This window comes from Vibrio azureus, from assembly GCF_002849855.1.
GTDB classification, from domain to species: Bacteria; Pseudomonadota; Gammaproteobacteria; order Enterobacterales; family Vibrionaceae; genus Vibrio; species Vibrio azureus.
Genome location: NZ_CP018616.1, coordinates 3,012,260 through 3,027,709, shown reverse-complemented (window position 1 = coordinate 3,027,709; position 15,450 = coordinate 3,012,260). Strand labels below are relative to the sequence as shown.

At 45.6% G+C, this 15,450-nt stretch carries 13 protein-coding genes and 1 riboswitch; of the genes, 10 read left to right on the top strand and 3 right to left on the bottom strand.

All coding sequences use genetic code 11. The features are described 5' to 3' along the window. The 7 genes from crcB to thiH all read left to right on the top strand — a co-directional run. A partial coding sequence (gene crcB / locus BS333_RS13805; RefSeq protein ID WP_237359102.1) for a fluoride efflux transporter CrcB occupies positions 1 to 374 on the top strand: 374 nt, incomplete at its 5' end. A 61-nt stretch (positions 375 to 435) separates the two neighbouring features. Further along, positions 436 to 534, top strand: a riboswitch (TPP riboswitch). A gap of 126 nt (positions 535 to 660) precedes the next feature. Further along, positions 661 to 2,601, top strand: a complete 1,941-nt coding sequence (thiC, locus tag BS333_RS13800) for a phosphomethylpyrimidine synthase ThiC (protein WP_021711234.1) — start codon at positions 661 to 663, stop codon at positions 2,599 to 2,601. Then, the gene (locus BS333_RS13795; protein ID WP_021711235.1) at positions 2,601 to 4,016 is read left to right on the top strand and encodes a thiamine phosphate synthase; all 1,416 of its coding nucleotides are present in this window, start codon (positions 2,601 to 2,603) and stop codon (positions 4,014 to 4,016) included. Before thiC ends, BS333_RS13795 begins: the two co-directional genes overlap by 1 nt. Then, the gene (locus tag BS333_RS13790; protein WP_021711236.1) at positions 4,003 to 4,776 is read left to right on the top strand and encodes a HesA/MoeB/ThiF family protein; all 774 of its coding nucleotides are present in this window, start codon (positions 4,003 to 4,005) and stop codon (positions 4,774 to 4,776) included. The genes BS333_RS13795 and BS333_RS13790 overlap by 14 nt, the downstream gene beginning before the upstream one ends. Positions 4,777 to 4,814: 38 nt before the next feature. Further along, positions 4,815 to 5,069, top strand: coding sequence for a sulfur carrier protein ThiS (gene thiS / locus BS333_RS13785; RefSeq protein WP_021711237.1), 255 nt, complete (start codon positions 4,815 to 4,817; stop codon positions 5,067 to 5,069). Between the two features lie 5 nt (positions 5,070 to 5,074). Beyond that, on the top strand, positions 5,075 to 5,842 hold the full coding sequence (locus tag BS333_RS13780) for a thiazole synthase (RefSeq protein WP_021711238.1): 768 nt from the start codon (positions 5,075 to 5,077) through the stop codon (positions 5,840 to 5,842). A 34-nt stretch (positions 5,843 to 5,876) separates the two neighbouring features. Continuing rightward, on the top strand, positions 5,877 to 7,004 hold the full coding sequence (thiH, locus tag BS333_RS13775) for a 2-iminoacetate synthase ThiH (RefSeq protein ID WP_021711239.1): 1,128 nt from the start codon (positions 5,877 to 5,879) through the stop codon (positions 7,002 to 7,004). A gap of 105 nt (positions 7,005 to 7,109) precedes the next feature. Here the strand turns inward: thiH and BS333_RS13770 are convergent, their stop codons facing one another. Both BS333_RS13770 and BS333_RS13765 read right to left on the bottom strand, forming a co-directional pair. Then, the gene (locus tag BS333_RS13770; protein WP_021711240.1) at positions 7,110 to 8,900 is read right to left on the bottom strand and encodes an aminopeptidase P family protein; all 1,791 of its coding nucleotides are present in this window, start codon (positions 8,898 to 8,900) and stop codon (positions 7,110 to 7,112) included. Positions 8,901 to 9,082: 182 nt separating this feature from the next. Then, positions 9,083 to 10,024 (bottom strand): LysR substrate-binding domain-containing protein, encoded by a 942-nt coding sequence (locus BS333_RS13765; RefSeq protein ID WP_021711241.1) that lies wholly within the window; start codon positions 10,022 to 10,024, stop codon positions 9,083 to 9,085. Between the two features lie 137 nt (positions 10,025 to 10,161). Here BS333_RS13765 and BS333_RS13760 point away from each other — a divergent pair, with 137 nt between their 5' ends. The 3 genes from BS333_RS13760 to uvrD all read left to right on the top strand — a co-directional run bounded on the left by BS333_RS13760 (position 10,162) and on the right by uvrD (position 13,982). Next, positions 10,162 to 11,322, top strand: a complete 1,161-nt coding sequence (locus BS333_RS13760; RefSeq protein ID WP_033004333.1) for a multidrug effflux MFS transporter — start codon at positions 10,162 to 10,164, stop codon at positions 11,320 to 11,322. Between the two features lie 92 nt (positions 11,323 to 11,414). Then, complete coding sequence (tsrA, locus tag BS333_RS13755; protein WP_021711243.1) at positions 11,415 to 11,696, top strand: H-NS-like global regulator TsrA; 282 nt, start codon at positions 11,415 to 11,417, stop codon at positions 11,694 to 11,696. A gap of 111 nt (positions 11,697 to 11,807) precedes the next feature. Continuing rightward, entirely contained in the window at positions 11,808 to 13,982 is a 2,175-nt protein-coding gene (uvrD, locus tag BS333_RS13750) for a DNA helicase II (RefSeq protein WP_021711244.1), read from the top strand. A gap of 763 nt (positions 13,983 to 14,745) precedes the next feature. Here uvrD and BS333_RS13740 read toward each other — a convergent pair. After that, a complete protein-coding gene (locus BS333_RS13740) occupies positions 14,746 to 15,405 on the bottom strand; it encodes a LysE family translocator (RefSeq protein ID WP_021711245.1) in 660 nt (219 codons plus the stop codon). Positions 15,406 to 15,450: the final 45 nt, after the last annotated feature.

The following is a 15,450-nucleotide window of genomic DNA, read 5'->3' as shown; positions in this document are numbered from 1 at the left end:
CTGCTATTTTAGGTTTTATTGCATTGGGTGGTGCATTTGGTGCCTGTTCCCGTTACTTAGTTTCTGAACTTTGTGTCATGCTACTTGGTCGAGGCTTTCCGTACGGTACGCTTACGGTAAACGTTGTTGGTTCGTTTATTATGGGCCTACTGATCGCTGCATTTGAGACAGAACTGCTGACTACTGACCCATGGCGTCAAATCATTGGTTTGGGCTTTTTGGGGGCACTCACGACCTTTTCTACCTTTTCGATGGATAACGTGTTGCTTATGCAGCAGGGCGCTTTCTTAAAGATGGGACTAAACGTTGTGCTGAATGTCGTATTAAGCATTTCTGCAGCATGGCTTGGCTTCCAATTATTGATGCGTAGCTAGCAAAAATACTCAAATCCTAATCAGATCGGCTTGGTTTAACCAAGCCGTTTTTATATACTGATTCTACTTGTCGGAGTGCCATAAGGCTGAGACCGTTAATTCGGGATCCGTTGAACCTGATCAGATTAGAATCTGCGAAGGGAACAGGAGAAGAGATCGCTATATTTCCCAGCCAGTGATCTATCTATATTCAAGCAACACATTTTTTGGTTGTCTTGGGACCTCTTGTCGCATCTATCCGCCAAGCATTTTTATCCAAACTAATTACAAAGCAAGGAAAAATGCTATGTCGAATCGCAAGCAAGCCAGACTGGAAGCAAAACAGTTCATTGATACACTCTCGGTACAACCCTACCCAAATTCAAGCAAAGTTTACATAGAGGGTTCACGTCCCGATATACGTGTGCCAATGCGTGAAATATCACTCGTTGACAGCCTTATTGGAGGCACAAAGGAAGCGCCTATTTTCGCCCCTAATGAGCCAGTACGCGTTTACGATACCTCGGGTTTATACACAGACCCAAATCATACTATAAACCTTTACAACGGCTTACCTAAGCTGAGAGAAGGATGGATTGCAGAGCGTGCCGATACTGAGCTACTTGATGAAGTAAGCTCGGTATACACCAAAGAGCGCCTAGAAGATGAAACGCTAGATGATCTCCGCTACGGTAACTTACCCCGTATTCGACGTGCCAAAAGTGGGCAGTGCGTGACTCAATTGCACTATGCTCGCAAAGGCATTGTCACCCCAGAAATGGAATACATCGCCCTGCGTGAAAATATGGGGCGTGCTCAATATCGTGATGAAGTGCTAAATCAACAGCATCCGGGTCAAAGCTTCGGAGCGAATCTTCCCAAAGACATTACCGCAGAGTTTGTGCGTAAAGAAGTCGCCGAAGGTCGCGCGATTATCCCTTCTAATATCAACCACCCAGAATCCGAACCAATGATCATTGGGCGTAACTTTTTGGTCAAAGTGAACGCCAACATCGGTAACTCATCGGTCACATCTTCGATTGAGGAGGAAGTAGAGAAGCTCGTGTGGGCGACACGTTGGGGTGGTGATACCGTTATGGATCTCTCTACTGGACGTAATATTCATGAAACTCGTGAATGGATTCTACGGAACAGTCCGGTTCCGATCGGCACCGTACCTATGTACCAAGCGCTGGAAAAAGTAAATGGGGTTGCGGAAAACCTTAATTGGGAAGTGATGCGCGATACTCTGATTGAGCAAGCTGAGCAAGGGGTAGATTACTTCACTATCCATGCTGGCCTATTACTTCGCTATGTACCAATGACAGCGAAACGTGTTACTGGCATCGTTTCTCGTGGCGGCTCTATCATCGCTAAATGGTGTTTAGCGCATCACCAAGAAAGCTTCTTATACACTCATTTCCGAGAGATCTGTGAAATTTGCGCCAAGTATGATGTGGCACTTTCGCTCGGAGATGGTTTGCGCCCAGGTTCGGTTGCCGATGCTAACGATGAGGCGCAGTTTGCTGAGCTTCGTACCCTTGGTGAGTTAACCAAGATTGCATGGGAATATGACGTACAGGTGATTATCGAAGGTCCTGGTCATGTTCCAATGCATATGATCAAAGAGAATATGCAAGAGCAGTTAGAGCACTGTCATGAAGCTCCGTTCTACACCCTTGGTCCACTGACGACAGACGTCGCTCCTGGTTACGACCATATTACTTCAGGTATTGGCGCTGCCATGATTGGCTGGTATGGCTGCGCGATGCTTTGCTACGTCACTCCTAAAGAGCATCTCGGCTTACCAAACAAAGAAGACGTGAAGGTAGGCATGATCACTTACAAGCTTGCTGCGCACGCCGCTGATTTAGCCAAGGGACACCCTGGTGCACAAGTTCGTGATAACGCGCTTTCTAAAGCTCGCTTCGAGTTCCGCTGGGAAGACCAATTCAACTTGTCACTCGACCCAGATACCGCGCGCGCTTTCCATGATGAAACCTTGCCTCAAGAATCTGGAAAAGTTGCTCACTTCTGTTCGATGTGCGGCCCTAAGTTTTGCTCGATGAAGATTTCGCAAGAGGTACGAGAGTACGCAAAAGACACTGAGCAAGTTGCTGCGGACCAAGCTATCTCAGTCAAAATGCTTGATGATCCTCTTGAAGGGATGCGTCAGAAATCGCAAGAGTTTAGAGAGACAGGTTCTGAGTTATACCACCCAGCTGCACATGCTGAGGTAAGTGACTAATGAGCAAAATCCTTATTCCGTCATCATTGATTGAACTGACAGGTTTAGTTCAGCAATGTTTATTGTTGGCGAAAGAACAGGGTTTTAGCATTGAAGACATTGAGTTGGGTGTGAGCCCAACTCAATCTATTCAGCTTGTTCGCGACCAACAGACCACACATATAACGACCGATCTTATTAATGGTTATGATGCTGAGCATGAGAGTTCATTTGTGCTCTATTACCGCTCTGCTTTATCGGTAGAAGCGTGTGCTAAGCAACCGTCGAAAGCGATTTATATTGGTATTGCTGATACGCAGGTATCTGATGAAAAGGAGCAAGTGCTTCAGCTTGATATCTGGCGTCACCCAATTAACAACGAAGTGAGAGCGCTTTCCGTTAAGTCCAAACTTAAAGCAATGTTCGACCCTGAACATCACCTTGCTTGGACAGTAACGCTGACAGTACTCGATTTTCCTATCGAAGACGCGTTAACACTTGCGCGAGGAATGCTAACTCAACAAGCGAATGTTTCACGTGAAACACTGTTGAATGACAACCTTGACGAGGGACGATCTACTCAGTGGGCTGATCAATTTGATGATTTCCCTACACCTGTACTGGAGAGTAACCGACTCGGTATCCAAATTGGTTGGTCAGCACAAGGAGATAGCGTCAGCTTTCCAACGTTAACTAAGCAAAGTTTAGGGCTCTACCCAGTCGTTGATGATGTTGCTTGGATTGAACGTTTACTGCCTTTAGGCATTAACACGATTCAGCTACGAATCGAGAACCCACAACAAGCCGATTTGGAACAACAGATCATTCGAGCAATTGAGCTAGGTCGACAGTATCAAGCACAAGTATTCATCAATGACTATTGGCAGTTGGCAATCAAGCATGGTGCCTATGGCGTTCACCTAGGACAAGAAGACATAGAAGAATCGAATTTGGCTCAGCTAACTAAAGCCGGCATTCGTCTAGGCCTTTCTACTCATGGTTATTATGAGCTACTGCGCATCGTACAAATTCATCCTAGTTACATCGCGCTAGGGCATATCTTTCCAACCACCACCAAACAGATGCCATCGAAACCACAAGGTTTGGTGCGTTTGGCACTGTATCAAAAGCTGATTGAAAGCATTCCTTATGAAAACACAGAGTCGGTTTTTCGTCCTTCAAAAGGCAAAACAGTGAGTAGCGATTTACTCGGTTTTCCCACGGTCGCAATTGGTGGTATTGACCAATCTAATGCAGCCCAAGTTTGGCAAACAGGTGTTTCTAGTTTGGCAGTTGTGCGAGCTATTACGTTGGCAGAATCACCTCAGTCCGTCATCGAGTTCTTCGCACAACTGATGAAGGAAAGACAGCTAACGTTTACTGATCAGAATAGTGAATTGGTGCATAACAAGAGAGGCGAGCATGCTCACGGATAAGCAGTTTCTTCGCTATCAGCGCCAAGTCGCTCTGCCTGAAATTGCCGAAATTGGGCAAGAGCGTTTGAGCAAATCGCATGTTCTGATCATCGGTTGTGGTGGATTAGGGAGCGCAGCGAGTTTGTACTTGGCATCCGCGGGCGTTGGTAAATTGGTTGTGGTTGATGATGATGAAGTTGATAGCAGTAACCTACAGCGTCAGATCATTTATCGTGAACAAGACCTCCAAGTTGCGAAAACAAAAGCGACTGTAAAGCAACTCACTGAACTTAATTCTATGGTTCAAATCCGTGCTCTCAATAAGCGATTAGACAAAGCACAGTTACAGCTTGAGGTGATGCTAGCGGATGTGGTGCTCGACTGCACCGATAACATGCCAACGCGCCAGCTAATTAACCAAGTTTGTTTCGAGCAAAATACGCCGCTCATCTCGGCGGCAGCAATTGGTTGGCAAGGGCAATTCGCTGTCTTTGATTACCAAACACCAAGTGAACAAGAAGCGCAGAGTAAAGCCTGTTACCGCTGTTTGTATCCGTTCGACGAATTACCGCAAACGCAAAAGTGCAGTGAGAGCGGTGTCGTCGGTCCGGTGGTGGGTACACTTGGCAACTACCAAGCGATCGCGGCAATTCAAAAACTGGCGACGGGAAAGTTTCATGTCGAAACTGCCAAGTTGCATCTGTTTGATGGATTGAAGCTGCAATGGCAAACCATGGCGATAAGCCAAGATAAACAGTGCCAAGTTTGCGCTCAAATTTAGTTTACGAGTAATGGGTAGAACTCAGAGAGTTGGAAGTAATGATCTTATCAGAACAACAAACAACACAAATGACCGCTGCTGACTTGGATGTGATCACTATTGTCATCAATGACCAGTCGCATCAAGTTGCCAGTGAGTCGAATCTACAGCAAATCATTAGTCAATTTGCGTTGCCTGAAATGGGCTGTGTTTTTGCAATAAATAATAATGTTGTGCCGCGCAGTGAGTGGGCAAGCACAGCTCTTTCACAGGGAGATAGCATCTCTTTGTTTCAAGCGATCGCAGGGGGGTAACATCGATGCTTAACATTGGGGATAAACAATTCGAGTCACGCCTGTTCACTGGAACAGGGAAGTTTGCCAACAGCCGATTGATGGCGGAAACGATTCAAGTATCGGGTTCTCAACTTGCGACTATGGCGTTGAAGCGCGTGGATGTGAACGACCCACAAGACGATATCTTACTGCCGTTAGTTAAGGCGGGGGTGAACTTGTTGCCGAACACCTCAGGTGCAAAGAATGCTAAAGATGCAATATTCGCTGCGCATTTGGCTCGAGAAGCGTTGGGTACTAACTGGCTAAAGCTGGAAATTCATCCAGACCCGAAGTACTTGATGCCCGATCCCATTGAGACACTTGCAGCCGCTGAGCAGTTGGTTCGTGAAGGATTTATTGTACTTCCTTACTGTCATGCCGATCCGGTTCTGTGTAAACGATTGGAAGAAATAGGCTGCGCTGCAGTCATGCCATTAGGTGCGCCGATTGGTTCCAACAAAGGGATAGTATCTCACGATTTCCTAGAGATCATTATCGACCAAGCTAATGTTCCAGTGGTTGTCGATGCGGGTATTGGCGCTCCTTCACATGCCGCGCGTGCGATGGAAATGGGCGCGGATGCTGTGCTCGTCAATACCGCGATCGCAACTTCAAGCAGCCCCGTTGCGATGGCTAAGGCATTTAAGTTGGCGGTAGAGTCGGGGCGTATGGCTTATGAAGCCGGTCTGGCTGGTAAGGTTTCTCAGGCGGTTGCGTCGAGTCCACTGACGTCATTCTTAGACGAGCTTTAGTCCTAGATTAGTCTAGCTATTAAGCGAGGAAAACATGAGCTTCGTTGAACAATTTAAGCAGCTTAATTGGGATGACATTTCGATGTCGATCTACGCGAAAACAGCACAAGATGTTGAGTGGGCATTGAATAAACCCAAGCGTGATTTGGAAGACTTTAAAGCGCTAATTTCACCCGCAGCTGAAGGGTACTTAGAGCAAATGGCGCAGTTATCATACTCGGCAACTCGCAAGCGTTTTGGTAATACCATGTCGCTTTACATTCCATTGTACCTTTCTAACTTGTGCGCCAATGCCTGTACTTATTGTGGCTTCTCAATGGAGAACCGAATCAAGCGTCGTACCTTGAATCGGGACGAAGTAACTGCAGAAGTTGAAGCCATTAAACGCATGAAGTTCGATAGCGTATTGCTGGTGACTGGCGAACATGAGACAAAAGTTGGAATGAAATACTTCCGCGAAATGGTGCCGATGATTAAGCAACACTTTAACTATTTGTCTATGGAAGTACAGCCGCTAGATCAAGACGAATACGCTGAGCTCAAGACATTGGGTTTGGATGCGGTGATGGTTTATCAAGAAACGTATCATCCTTCGACGTATGCCGAGCACCATTTGCGTGGTAATAAGAGGGATTTTGAATACCGATTGGATACACCCGATCGCCTCGCAAAAGCGGGCATCGATAAGATCGGTATTGGCGCATTGATAGGATTGGAAGAGTGGCGTACAGATTGCTTCTATGTGGCAGCGCACTTGGACTATCTTGAGCGCACATATTGGCAGACTCGTTACTCGATTTCTTTCCCGCGTTTGCGTCCTTGTGAGGGAGCCAGTTCTTTAAACGGAAAGCAGCCAAAATCAGTCATGACAGATAAGCAGCTTGTTCAGTTAATTTGTGCTTATCGTTTGTTGAATCCAGAAGTGGAGTTGTCGTTATCGACTCGTGAGTCGCCTAAGTTTAGAGATAACGCATTGCCGTTAGGCATCACCAGTATGTCTGCGGCATCGAAAACTCAGCCGGGTGGCTATGCGATGGATGATATTGAACTCGAGCAATTTGAGATCAGTGATGAACGAAGTGCTTGCTCTGTGGAAGATATGATTCGAGCCAAAGGCTTTGACCCAGTATGGCGAGATTGGCACTCGGCGTATTCTGGTTAAGCTACGAATAAAGTCACAGGTCATAATTATGTTTCACGTGAAACAGAAGTGTTGAAATAAGAAAAGGGTTGACGAAAAACGCCAACCCTCTATTTTTTCTAGTTTCTAACTGTGTGCTACAGGTAGCGTCGCTTGACGAAGCCACTCTTTCACATCACCTTCAACAAGTGGGCTGATCTCATCCCAGACTTTCTGATGGTAATCATTCAGCCAAGCAAGTTCTGGAGGAGTTAGCATATCAACGTTGATATTGCGTTTGTCGATTGGGCAGCGTGTTAGCGACTCAAACGACAGAACAGGGAAGTCACCGTGAGTTGGTGTTTCCACAACAAGCTCTAGGTTTTCAATACGGATACCAAATGCATCTGCACGGTAGTAACCTGGCTCGTTGGACAGCACCATGCCTTCTGTAAGTGGCACATCAATTTGGCGCTTGGAAATGCTTGCTGGGCCTTCGTGAACATTTAAGAAATGGCCAACACCATGCCCTGTACCGTGGTCGTAGTCATAGCCTTCTGCCCATAAGTGTTGGCGAGCTAGCGTATCGATCTGGTAACCTCGAGTGCCTTTCGGGAAGCGTGCCCGAGCGACGCCAATATGGCCTTTTAAAGCAAGAGTGAATTGCTTAATCATTTCTTGTGAAGGCTGACCGATCGCGATGGTACGCGTGATGTCTGTTGTGCCATCTAGGTACTGACCGCCCGAGTCCACAAGATAAAGCGTGTTCAGTTCTAGCTTACCTGGCTCAGGTTGGTTCTCGTGGTTGTAGTGACACATCGCCGCGTTGCCACCTGCTGCCGAAATGGTATCGAAGCTAAGATCCATAAGTGTCGGGTCTTCGCTACGGAATGCTTCCAGTTTGTCAGCCAGTGTTGCTTCATCGTGCAGGTTACCTGCAACGACTTCTGCATCTAACCAAGATAGGAATTTACTCATCGCAACGCCATCGCGGATATGACATGCTTTCATACCTGCGACTTCAACTGCATTCTTCGCTGCTTTTGGCATCAGACATGGATCTGCTTTACGCACCACAGATGCGCCTGCATTTTGTAGAACCAGCTTAAACCATGCATTGCTGAGCGCAGGGTCAACGAGAACCTTTTTGCCTGTCAGTGCTTCCAATCTGGCCTGTAAGGCTTCTGGGTGGTGAACAGAGACACCTGTCCCGACATGAGTGTTAAATTCAGTCGGAAGACGCGCGGGGTCGAGGAAGTATTCTACGCTTGAATCTGAATGCAGAATCGCGTGAGAAAGCAGAACGGGTAGGCGTGATACATCAAGACCACGAACGTTGAGAAGCCAGCAGATGGAATCGAGTGCGGTGATCACTGCGCTGTCTGCACCTGCTTTTTTTACTAACTCTGCGATCTCTTGGCGTTTGCTTTCGCTAGATTGGCCGACGGCTTCGGTTGCCATGAGGCGAACATCAGAAACCATAGGAGCGGGGCGGTCTTGCCAAAGTTCATCAATTGGGTTGCTGTCGAGGATCTTGAGTTCAAGTGTCCCCGCCAATTTTTCTTGTGCCATGTCTAACCAAGCTGAGCTGTGCATGCGAGGGTCGATGGCCACAGATGAACCGTTTGCAAGTTGCTCTTTGACCCAATCTAGCGCTGGTTCTTCAATAAGATGACGGTACTCAAAAAGTTCAGCAGGCACCTGTTTGGTGACTTGTACTGTGTAACGTCCATCGACAAAAATGGCTGCTTTGTCTTGAGTAATCACTGCAGCACCAGCAGAACCAGTAAAGCCTGTTAGCCAGTGTAAACGTTCGTTGTGTGCCGGAACGTACTCGCCCAAAAACTCATCTTCGTGTGGGACAAGTAGGGCATCAATATTGTGTTGTGCTAGCCATTGGCGAATTGCATTCACTCGGCTCTGAGTATCATTGTGCATCTGTGCTATTCCTTCAAATTACCGTTTTATCATGCTAGAGGTCATTGCATTGATTGTATGCGGGACACGAATATGTTGAGCGTCATCATGTGCTCAACGAAGTAGATGTTAGTGGGTAAATCATCACCTTTGACAGTAAGCTACCCATTTTATCGGTAGAGCGCAAACTCCGTTGGTGGTTTTTATCTGAGGTGATGTGTTTTTTGGGTGATCATATTACGTAACCAGGTTAAAGCAGAATCATTTTTTCTGTCTTTGTGCCAAAACAAGGAATAAGCCATCGGGGGAAACTCTAATGGTAAAGGGATAAAGGCCATATCAAGTTGCGCTGCGGCAAGTTTTACAAAGTGGCTTGGTGCGGTAAAAATGAAATCGGTATAGGTGCACAAGCTTGCGGCACTGTTAAAGTCAGGTACGGTGACTGCGATATCCCGTTCTCTACCCATATCGGCCAATCGATAGTCGAGCAGCCAACGGTCGTTGCCATCACAACGTACCTGAACATGGCGCAGGGCTAGATAAGCTTCCAAATTCCAATTTCCACGCAAAGCCGGGTGGTCTTTACGTACGATACACATTTGGTGGTCACGATAGATTTCCTGCTCACAAATGTCATCTGGCGGCAGCATAGTCAGCTTGGCATCGTTGATGTCGATATCTCGACCTGTCATGCCTAAATCGATTTCACCGCGTTGAATCATCTTGAACGTTTGTTCCGACCAAGAGTGGGTGCTTATGGTCACGCCTGGCGCTTGTTGGAAAATCGCTGGCAAGAAGTGAGGCAGAATGAGCGGGTAGACACTCTCTACCGCTGCTATTTGAAAACGGTACTCACTGCTCTGTGGCGAGAACTCTTCGGGTTGAGTCAGCACCTCAAGTTGGTTTATCAACAGATCCAGTTTCGGTTTAAGGAACAATGCGCGCGGTGTAGGAGTTAAACCGTGTGAGTGGCGAACAAAGAGTGGATCGTCGAACTGTTGACGCAGTTTAGCCAATGATTTACTGACGGCAGACTGGCTGAGACAAAGCCGATGCGCTGCTCTGGTCACATTTAACTCTTCTAGTAAGACTTTAAAGCAAACTAATAAATTGAGGTCTAAACGCGCTAACTTGACAATATTCACAGTGTATTTCTTATTTGGAATAATGTTAATGAGTATACATCATTTCCATTCATATCAGCAGATCGGTATGCTCTGGCTGATTTTTACCTATCTTGGAGTTTGTTGTGTCCCTGCCGTTAACAAATAGTCACAAACAAATGGTGCTTTTGACGCTGTTGGTTTTGTTTAGTCCACTTGCCATTGATATCTATCTTCCTGCCTTACCGTTGATTGCATCAACATTTGATGTTGATGGCACGCTAGCTCAAGATACCATCACTTGGTTTTTATTCTCGATGGGGGTTGGACAATTATTCGCTGGACCTTTAGCCGATAAATATGGACGTCGAGTCGTTGCTCTTGCAGGCATTTCTATTTATGCGCTGAGCGCTTTATTAGCTTGGTGGGCTCACAGCATCGAGTGGATGTTGACGGCGCGCTTGCTCCAAGGTATTGGTGCGTGCGCCACTTCTGTTGCTGCATTTGCCACGGTTCGTGATCTGTTTGGACCGGAAAAAAGCGGCCGAATGATCAGCTACCTTAATGGCGCAATTTGTTTTATTCCTGCTTTAGCCCCTATTTTAGGTAGTTGGTTGACTCAACAGTTTGATTGGCGTGCAAACTTCAGCTTTATGGCTTTTTATGCCTTAATCGTTGGTGGGGTGATGTTTTTCAGTATGCAAGAAACGAATCCAGTCACGACTAAGCAGTCAGTATTTAGCTGGCAGCGTTACTGGCAGGTTTTAAGTACACCATCGTTTATTTTCCATGCTTCTCTGTGTTTGCTGGCTATGGCTGTGATTCTCGCTTACGTTACTTCAGTGCCTAATGTTCTTATGGTTGATATGGGCTTATCGATGAATGAATTTACATTTTGGTTTGGTCTTAATGCTATATTTAATATATCTGCATGCATGCTAGCACCCAAGTTTATGGATCGCTGGGGTACTCATAACACGCTCGTTGTGGGCATTGTACTATTGGCGTTAACAGGTATATTGATGTTTGCCCTAAGCGGATATGAAACTGCTTTATGTTTCATGCTACCAATCTTCTTATCTTCTGTCGGATTTGCTTGGATCCTAGGCACGGCTGCAGGTAAAGCACTTGAACCATTTGGCGATAAAGCTGGAACGGCTGCGGCTTTGTTAGGTCTGTTTCAGATGAGTGGTTCGGGTTTACTGGTAGGTATATTGCAGCGTTTATCATTGGAGCCGCAAAATTTAATTGCTCTACATATGTGGCTTTTATTACCTGCGTTATTGATTTTATTCAGTAAAGTTGGCAAAAGCTGGCATATAAAAGCGGCGAATGCGTAAAACAATGCAATTTAGTATTTTCCAATCCAGTTAACGCGTGTATATTTGTCATTCAGAATTTTTTTCGACACCACAACGGAACTCGTAAAGTAATGTCGTTCACCACGTATGAAATGGCTCGTATTTTAGAGCAAATGGAAGAATCACCAGAAAAGGTGATGTTTGGTAAATTGCTTAATGAATTAGGTAATCAAAGCTCTGAGCGTATTCGTAGCGCAGCAAAACAAGTTCCTGTGCCGGTTTTACGCGATATTGTTTATCAGTTTCAGCAAGTAATAGAGTCACGTAAAGGTGAGCAAGTTGAGCTAATGGCCAAAAAATTAGCTCAACAAGGAATCTCACCTGAAGAGCTGCTTGCTTATTTGAATAAATAATAAAACCTTCCCGGTCATGTATCGGGAAGCTTTTTATATATTTTATCTCTTCTGACCGAGCTGTTTAGGTTATAATCACTTTTTATGGATAAATAACCAGTAGCTCACATCATGATAGATCCTTCCCTATTAATTGACGGTTTAAACGATAAGCAGCGTCAAGCCGTTGCTGCGCCCCTAGAAAACCTGCTTGTCCTTGCTGGTGCAGGGAGTGGTAAGACACGTGTTCTTGTCCATCGCATTGCCTGGCTTATGTCGGTCGAGCAAGCTTCGCCGTTTTCAATTATGTCGGTAACTTTTACCAATAAAGCGGCGGCAGAGATGCGTGGGCGCATTGAAGAGCTAATGATGGGGAGTACTGGTGGGATGTGGAACGGCACTTTCCACGGTATTTGTCATCGTATTTTGCGTGCGCACTATCTTGATGCCAAATTGCCGGAAGACTTTCAAATTATCGACAGCGACGATCAGCAGCGTTTACTTAAGCGTTTGATTAAGGCCCAGAACCTTGATGATAAACAGTGGCCAGCACGACAAGTCGCGTGGTGGATAAACGCAAAAAAGGATGAAGGCCTTCGTCCGGCGCATATCGATGCTTACCATGATCCTTTGACAAAAACGTATTTACAGCTTTATTCAGCCTATCAGGAAGCGTGTGATCGTGCAGGTTTGGTCGACTTTGCTGAAATTTTGCTGCGTGCCCATGAGCTACTGCGCGATAACAAATTTGTCCGTGAACATTATCAGGCTCGATTCAAACATATTTTGGTCGATGAGTTTCAAGATACCAATAATATTCAATACGCTTGGCTACGGATGATGGCTGGGCCTGAATGTCACGTTATGATCGTTGGTGATGACGACCAGTCTATTTACGGTTGGCGTGGGGCAAAAGTTGAAAATATAGAAAAATTCACTTTGGAATTTCCAAGCGTTAATACCATTCGCCTTGAGCAGAACTACCGTTCAACTAAAACCATCTTAGAAGCATCCAATGCCCTGATTGTGAATAATACCGAACGCATGGGCAAAGAGCTTTGGACTGATGGGGCTGTCGGAGAGCCTATCTCGGTTTATAGCGCTTACAATGAGCTTGATGAAGCGCGTTTTGCGGTTACCAAGATCAAAGAGTGGCAAGATAAGGGGGGCGCTCTTAACGAGACAGCCATGCTTTACCGAAATAACGCTCAGTCACGTGTTTTAGAAGAAGCCCTCATTCAGGCAGGCCTACCATATCGTATTTATGGCGGTATGCGCTTCTTCGAGCGTCAAGAAATTAAGGATGCATTGAGTTACCTGCGCTTAATGGCTAACCGTAATGATGATGCTGCATTTGAACGTGTAGTGAATACGCCCACTCGAGGGTTAGGTGATAAAACGCTAGAAACAATCCGCTTTGCTGCCCGTGATCGAGGTTGCACAATGTGGGAATCCAGCGTAGCGCTGCTAGATGAAAAGGTACTTGCTGGTCGTGCAGCAGGTGCATTAAGCCGCTTTATCGAGCTGATTACGGCATTGGAAGATGACACCATTGATATGCCGTTACATCATCAAACGGACCATGTGATCAAATATTCAGGTTTGTTTGCGATGTATGAGCAGGAGAAAGGTGAGAAATCAAAGGCACGCATTGAAAACTTGGAAGAGCTAGTGACGGCAACTCGTCAGTTTGAAAAGCCTGAAGAAGCAGAAGATATGTCATTGTTGACAGCATTCTTAACGCATGCTGCATTGGAAGCGGGTGAAGGGCAAGCGGATGAATTTGAAGATGCGGTTCAGCTTATGACACTTCACAGTGCGAAAGGTTTGGAGTTTCCAATGGTCTTTATGGTTGGCGTAGAAGAAGGGATGTTTCCAAGTCAGATGTCTGCCGAAGAAGCTGGGCGCTTGGAAGAAGAACGCCGCTTGTGTTACGTCGGTATGACCCGTGCGATGCAAAAGCTTTATATCACTTATGCGGAAATGCGCCGTCTATACGGACAAGATAAATACCATAAGCCTTCTCGTTTTATTCGTGAGTTACCTGAAACGTGCCTTGATGAAGTACGCATGAAAGCCAAGGTAAGCCGTACTGTGAGCAGTGGTCGATTTAGCCAAACTGCCGTGAAAGAAAGCTTTAATGAGACGGGTTTTACTCTTGGTTCAAGGGTGAAACATCCAAAATTCGGTGAAGGAACCATCATTAACTTCGAAGGGAGTGGACCACAAAGTCGAGTGCAAATTGCTTTTAATGGAGAAGGGATAAAATGGCTGGTTACTGCTTATGCCAAGCTTGAACAATTATAAACATCAGTTTCGCGGCTAAATGAGCAAAGTCGACCAATTAAGGGGTGTGCTTAACGCCCTTGTGGGGTTCTTTCCGGCTTTAGTAAGTCAGATTTTAGACAAAGAAAAACCCCGAGGGTTTGCACCCATCGGGGTTAGAGTTTTACCCGCAGCAATCCAGCTACTAAAGGTGCTCCTTGCATCAAATCCTTGATAGTGTGCTGTATTCCTTCAGCATAATCCTTACGTCGCCATCCTAGCGGTGTCCATGACCTTATCCTGGTCTACTAACTGTCCTAGTTAGTTCTCATCACTTGTTCCGTGAGCGGTGTCCTTTACATCATCCTGATGTAACATCCTTGCCTCTTCCAGAGGAGTCCTTGTCTTTCCTTAGTAGTAACCGTCCTAGTTACTATTGAGTCCATTCAATGTCCGTTTTGCAATCCATACCCGACCACTCATCCTGAGTCATCGTTTCTTCATCCTGAAGTTCACCTATCCATGGTGTTTCCTGTTCCGTGTCAGAATCCTTCCGACAGGGTTAATATTACGTGTTTCATGAATTCAGACAACGGCTTCAGCTCACATTTTTTAATATGAGCGATAGGTAAAAAGGACAAATCAATTAATTTTCAATAACTTATTTTTTATTTTGGTGCTTTTTACCCTAAACAAAGAGTGCTTCACCTAAGCAGATGTAAGCGATCTCGCACAAAGTTGAGAGTAAAAAGTGTCTTCTCCTTTGAAGGAGAGTTAATTTTTTATTGTTCAGCCCAGCAAACATTTAATGAATCAGCTGACTTATGGTTGTAAAAAATATGCTGGCACCAACCAGAGTAAATACTGCACCGCAAATACCATCAATATAGATTGCTGCTTGATGTAAGCGTTGCTGTAAGCGTGGTGTTGATAGCATCCATGCCAAACTGGAAAACCAAACCAGTGATAGGACAAATAAGATGACTAATGCGGTTGCTTTGCCAACGGTCGACATACCTACAGGTACAATGCTGGACATTAAACTGACAAAAAATACCAGTGCCTTCGGGTTTAAAATATTGGTCATAAAGCCTTTAGTAAATGCATGACGCTTGTTGCTGATCACTAAGCTAGTCGGCTTGCTTTGTTGATCAGAATTGGGTTTTTTGATCAAGCTGATCACACCTCGTAAGGCTATGATTCCTAGATAAAGTAGATAACTGCCACCCATAAATTGAATCGCAGTGTAAACAAGAGGGTGCTGGTGAATCACAAAACTGACGCCTGTTAAGCTTAAAAAAGAGTGCAGGGCAATACCCACCGATAAGCCAAGTGCGATATAAAAACCTGTTTGACGGCCATATCGAGTCGCATTTTGGACTACTAGAGCGAAATCAGGCCCTGGACTCATTAGTGCAATAAAATGTATGGTGGCGAGAGTCAGTAAAACGGTAGATTCATTCATAACAATATCAACTTCTGTAGAACTAAGACGATGATTATGAATAGG

Bases quoted from the DNA above. Each gene is read 5' to 3' on its own strand.
- thiS (WP_021711237.1), top strand. From the start codon at position 4,815: ATGATCTTATCAGAACAACAAACAACACAAATGACCGCTGCTGACTTG.
- thiC (WP_021711234.1), top strand. From the start codon at position 661: ATGTCGAATCGCAAGCAAGCCAGACTGGAAGCAAAACAGTTCATTGAT.
- BS333_RS13770 (WP_021711240.1), bottom strand. From the start codon at position 8,900: ATGCACAATGATACTCAGAGCCGAGTGAATGCAATTCGCCAATGGCTA.
- thiH (WP_021711239.1), top strand. From the start codon at position 5,877: ATGAGCTTCGTTGAACAATTTAAGCAGCTTAATTGGGATGACATTTCG.
- BS333_RS13790 (WP_021711236.1), top strand. From the start codon at position 4,003: ATGCTCACGGATAAGCAGTTTCTTCGCTATCAGCGCCAAGTCGCTCTG.
- BS333_RS13780 (WP_021711238.1), top strand. From the start codon at position 5,075: ATGCTTAACATTGGGGATAAACAATTCGAGTCACGCCTGTTCACTGGA.
- uvrD (WP_021711244.1), top strand. From the start codon at position 11,808: ATGATAGATCCTTCCCTATTAATTGACGGTTTAAACGATAAGCAGCGT.
- BS333_RS13760 (WP_033004333.1), top strand. From the start codon at position 10,162: ATGGTGCTTTTGACGCTGTTGGTTTTGTTTAGTCCACTTGCCATTGAT.
- BS333_RS13740 (WP_021711245.1), bottom strand. From the start codon at position 15,405: ATGAATGAATCTACCGTTTTACTGACTCTCGCCACCATACATTTTATT.
- BS333_RS13795 (WP_021711235.1), top strand. From the start codon at position 2,601: ATGAGCAAAATCCTTATTCCGTCATCATTGATTGAACTGACAGGTTTA.
- tsrA (WP_021711243.1), top strand. From the start codon at position 11,415: ATGTCGTTCACCACGTATGAAATGGCTCGTATTTTAGAGCAAATGGAA.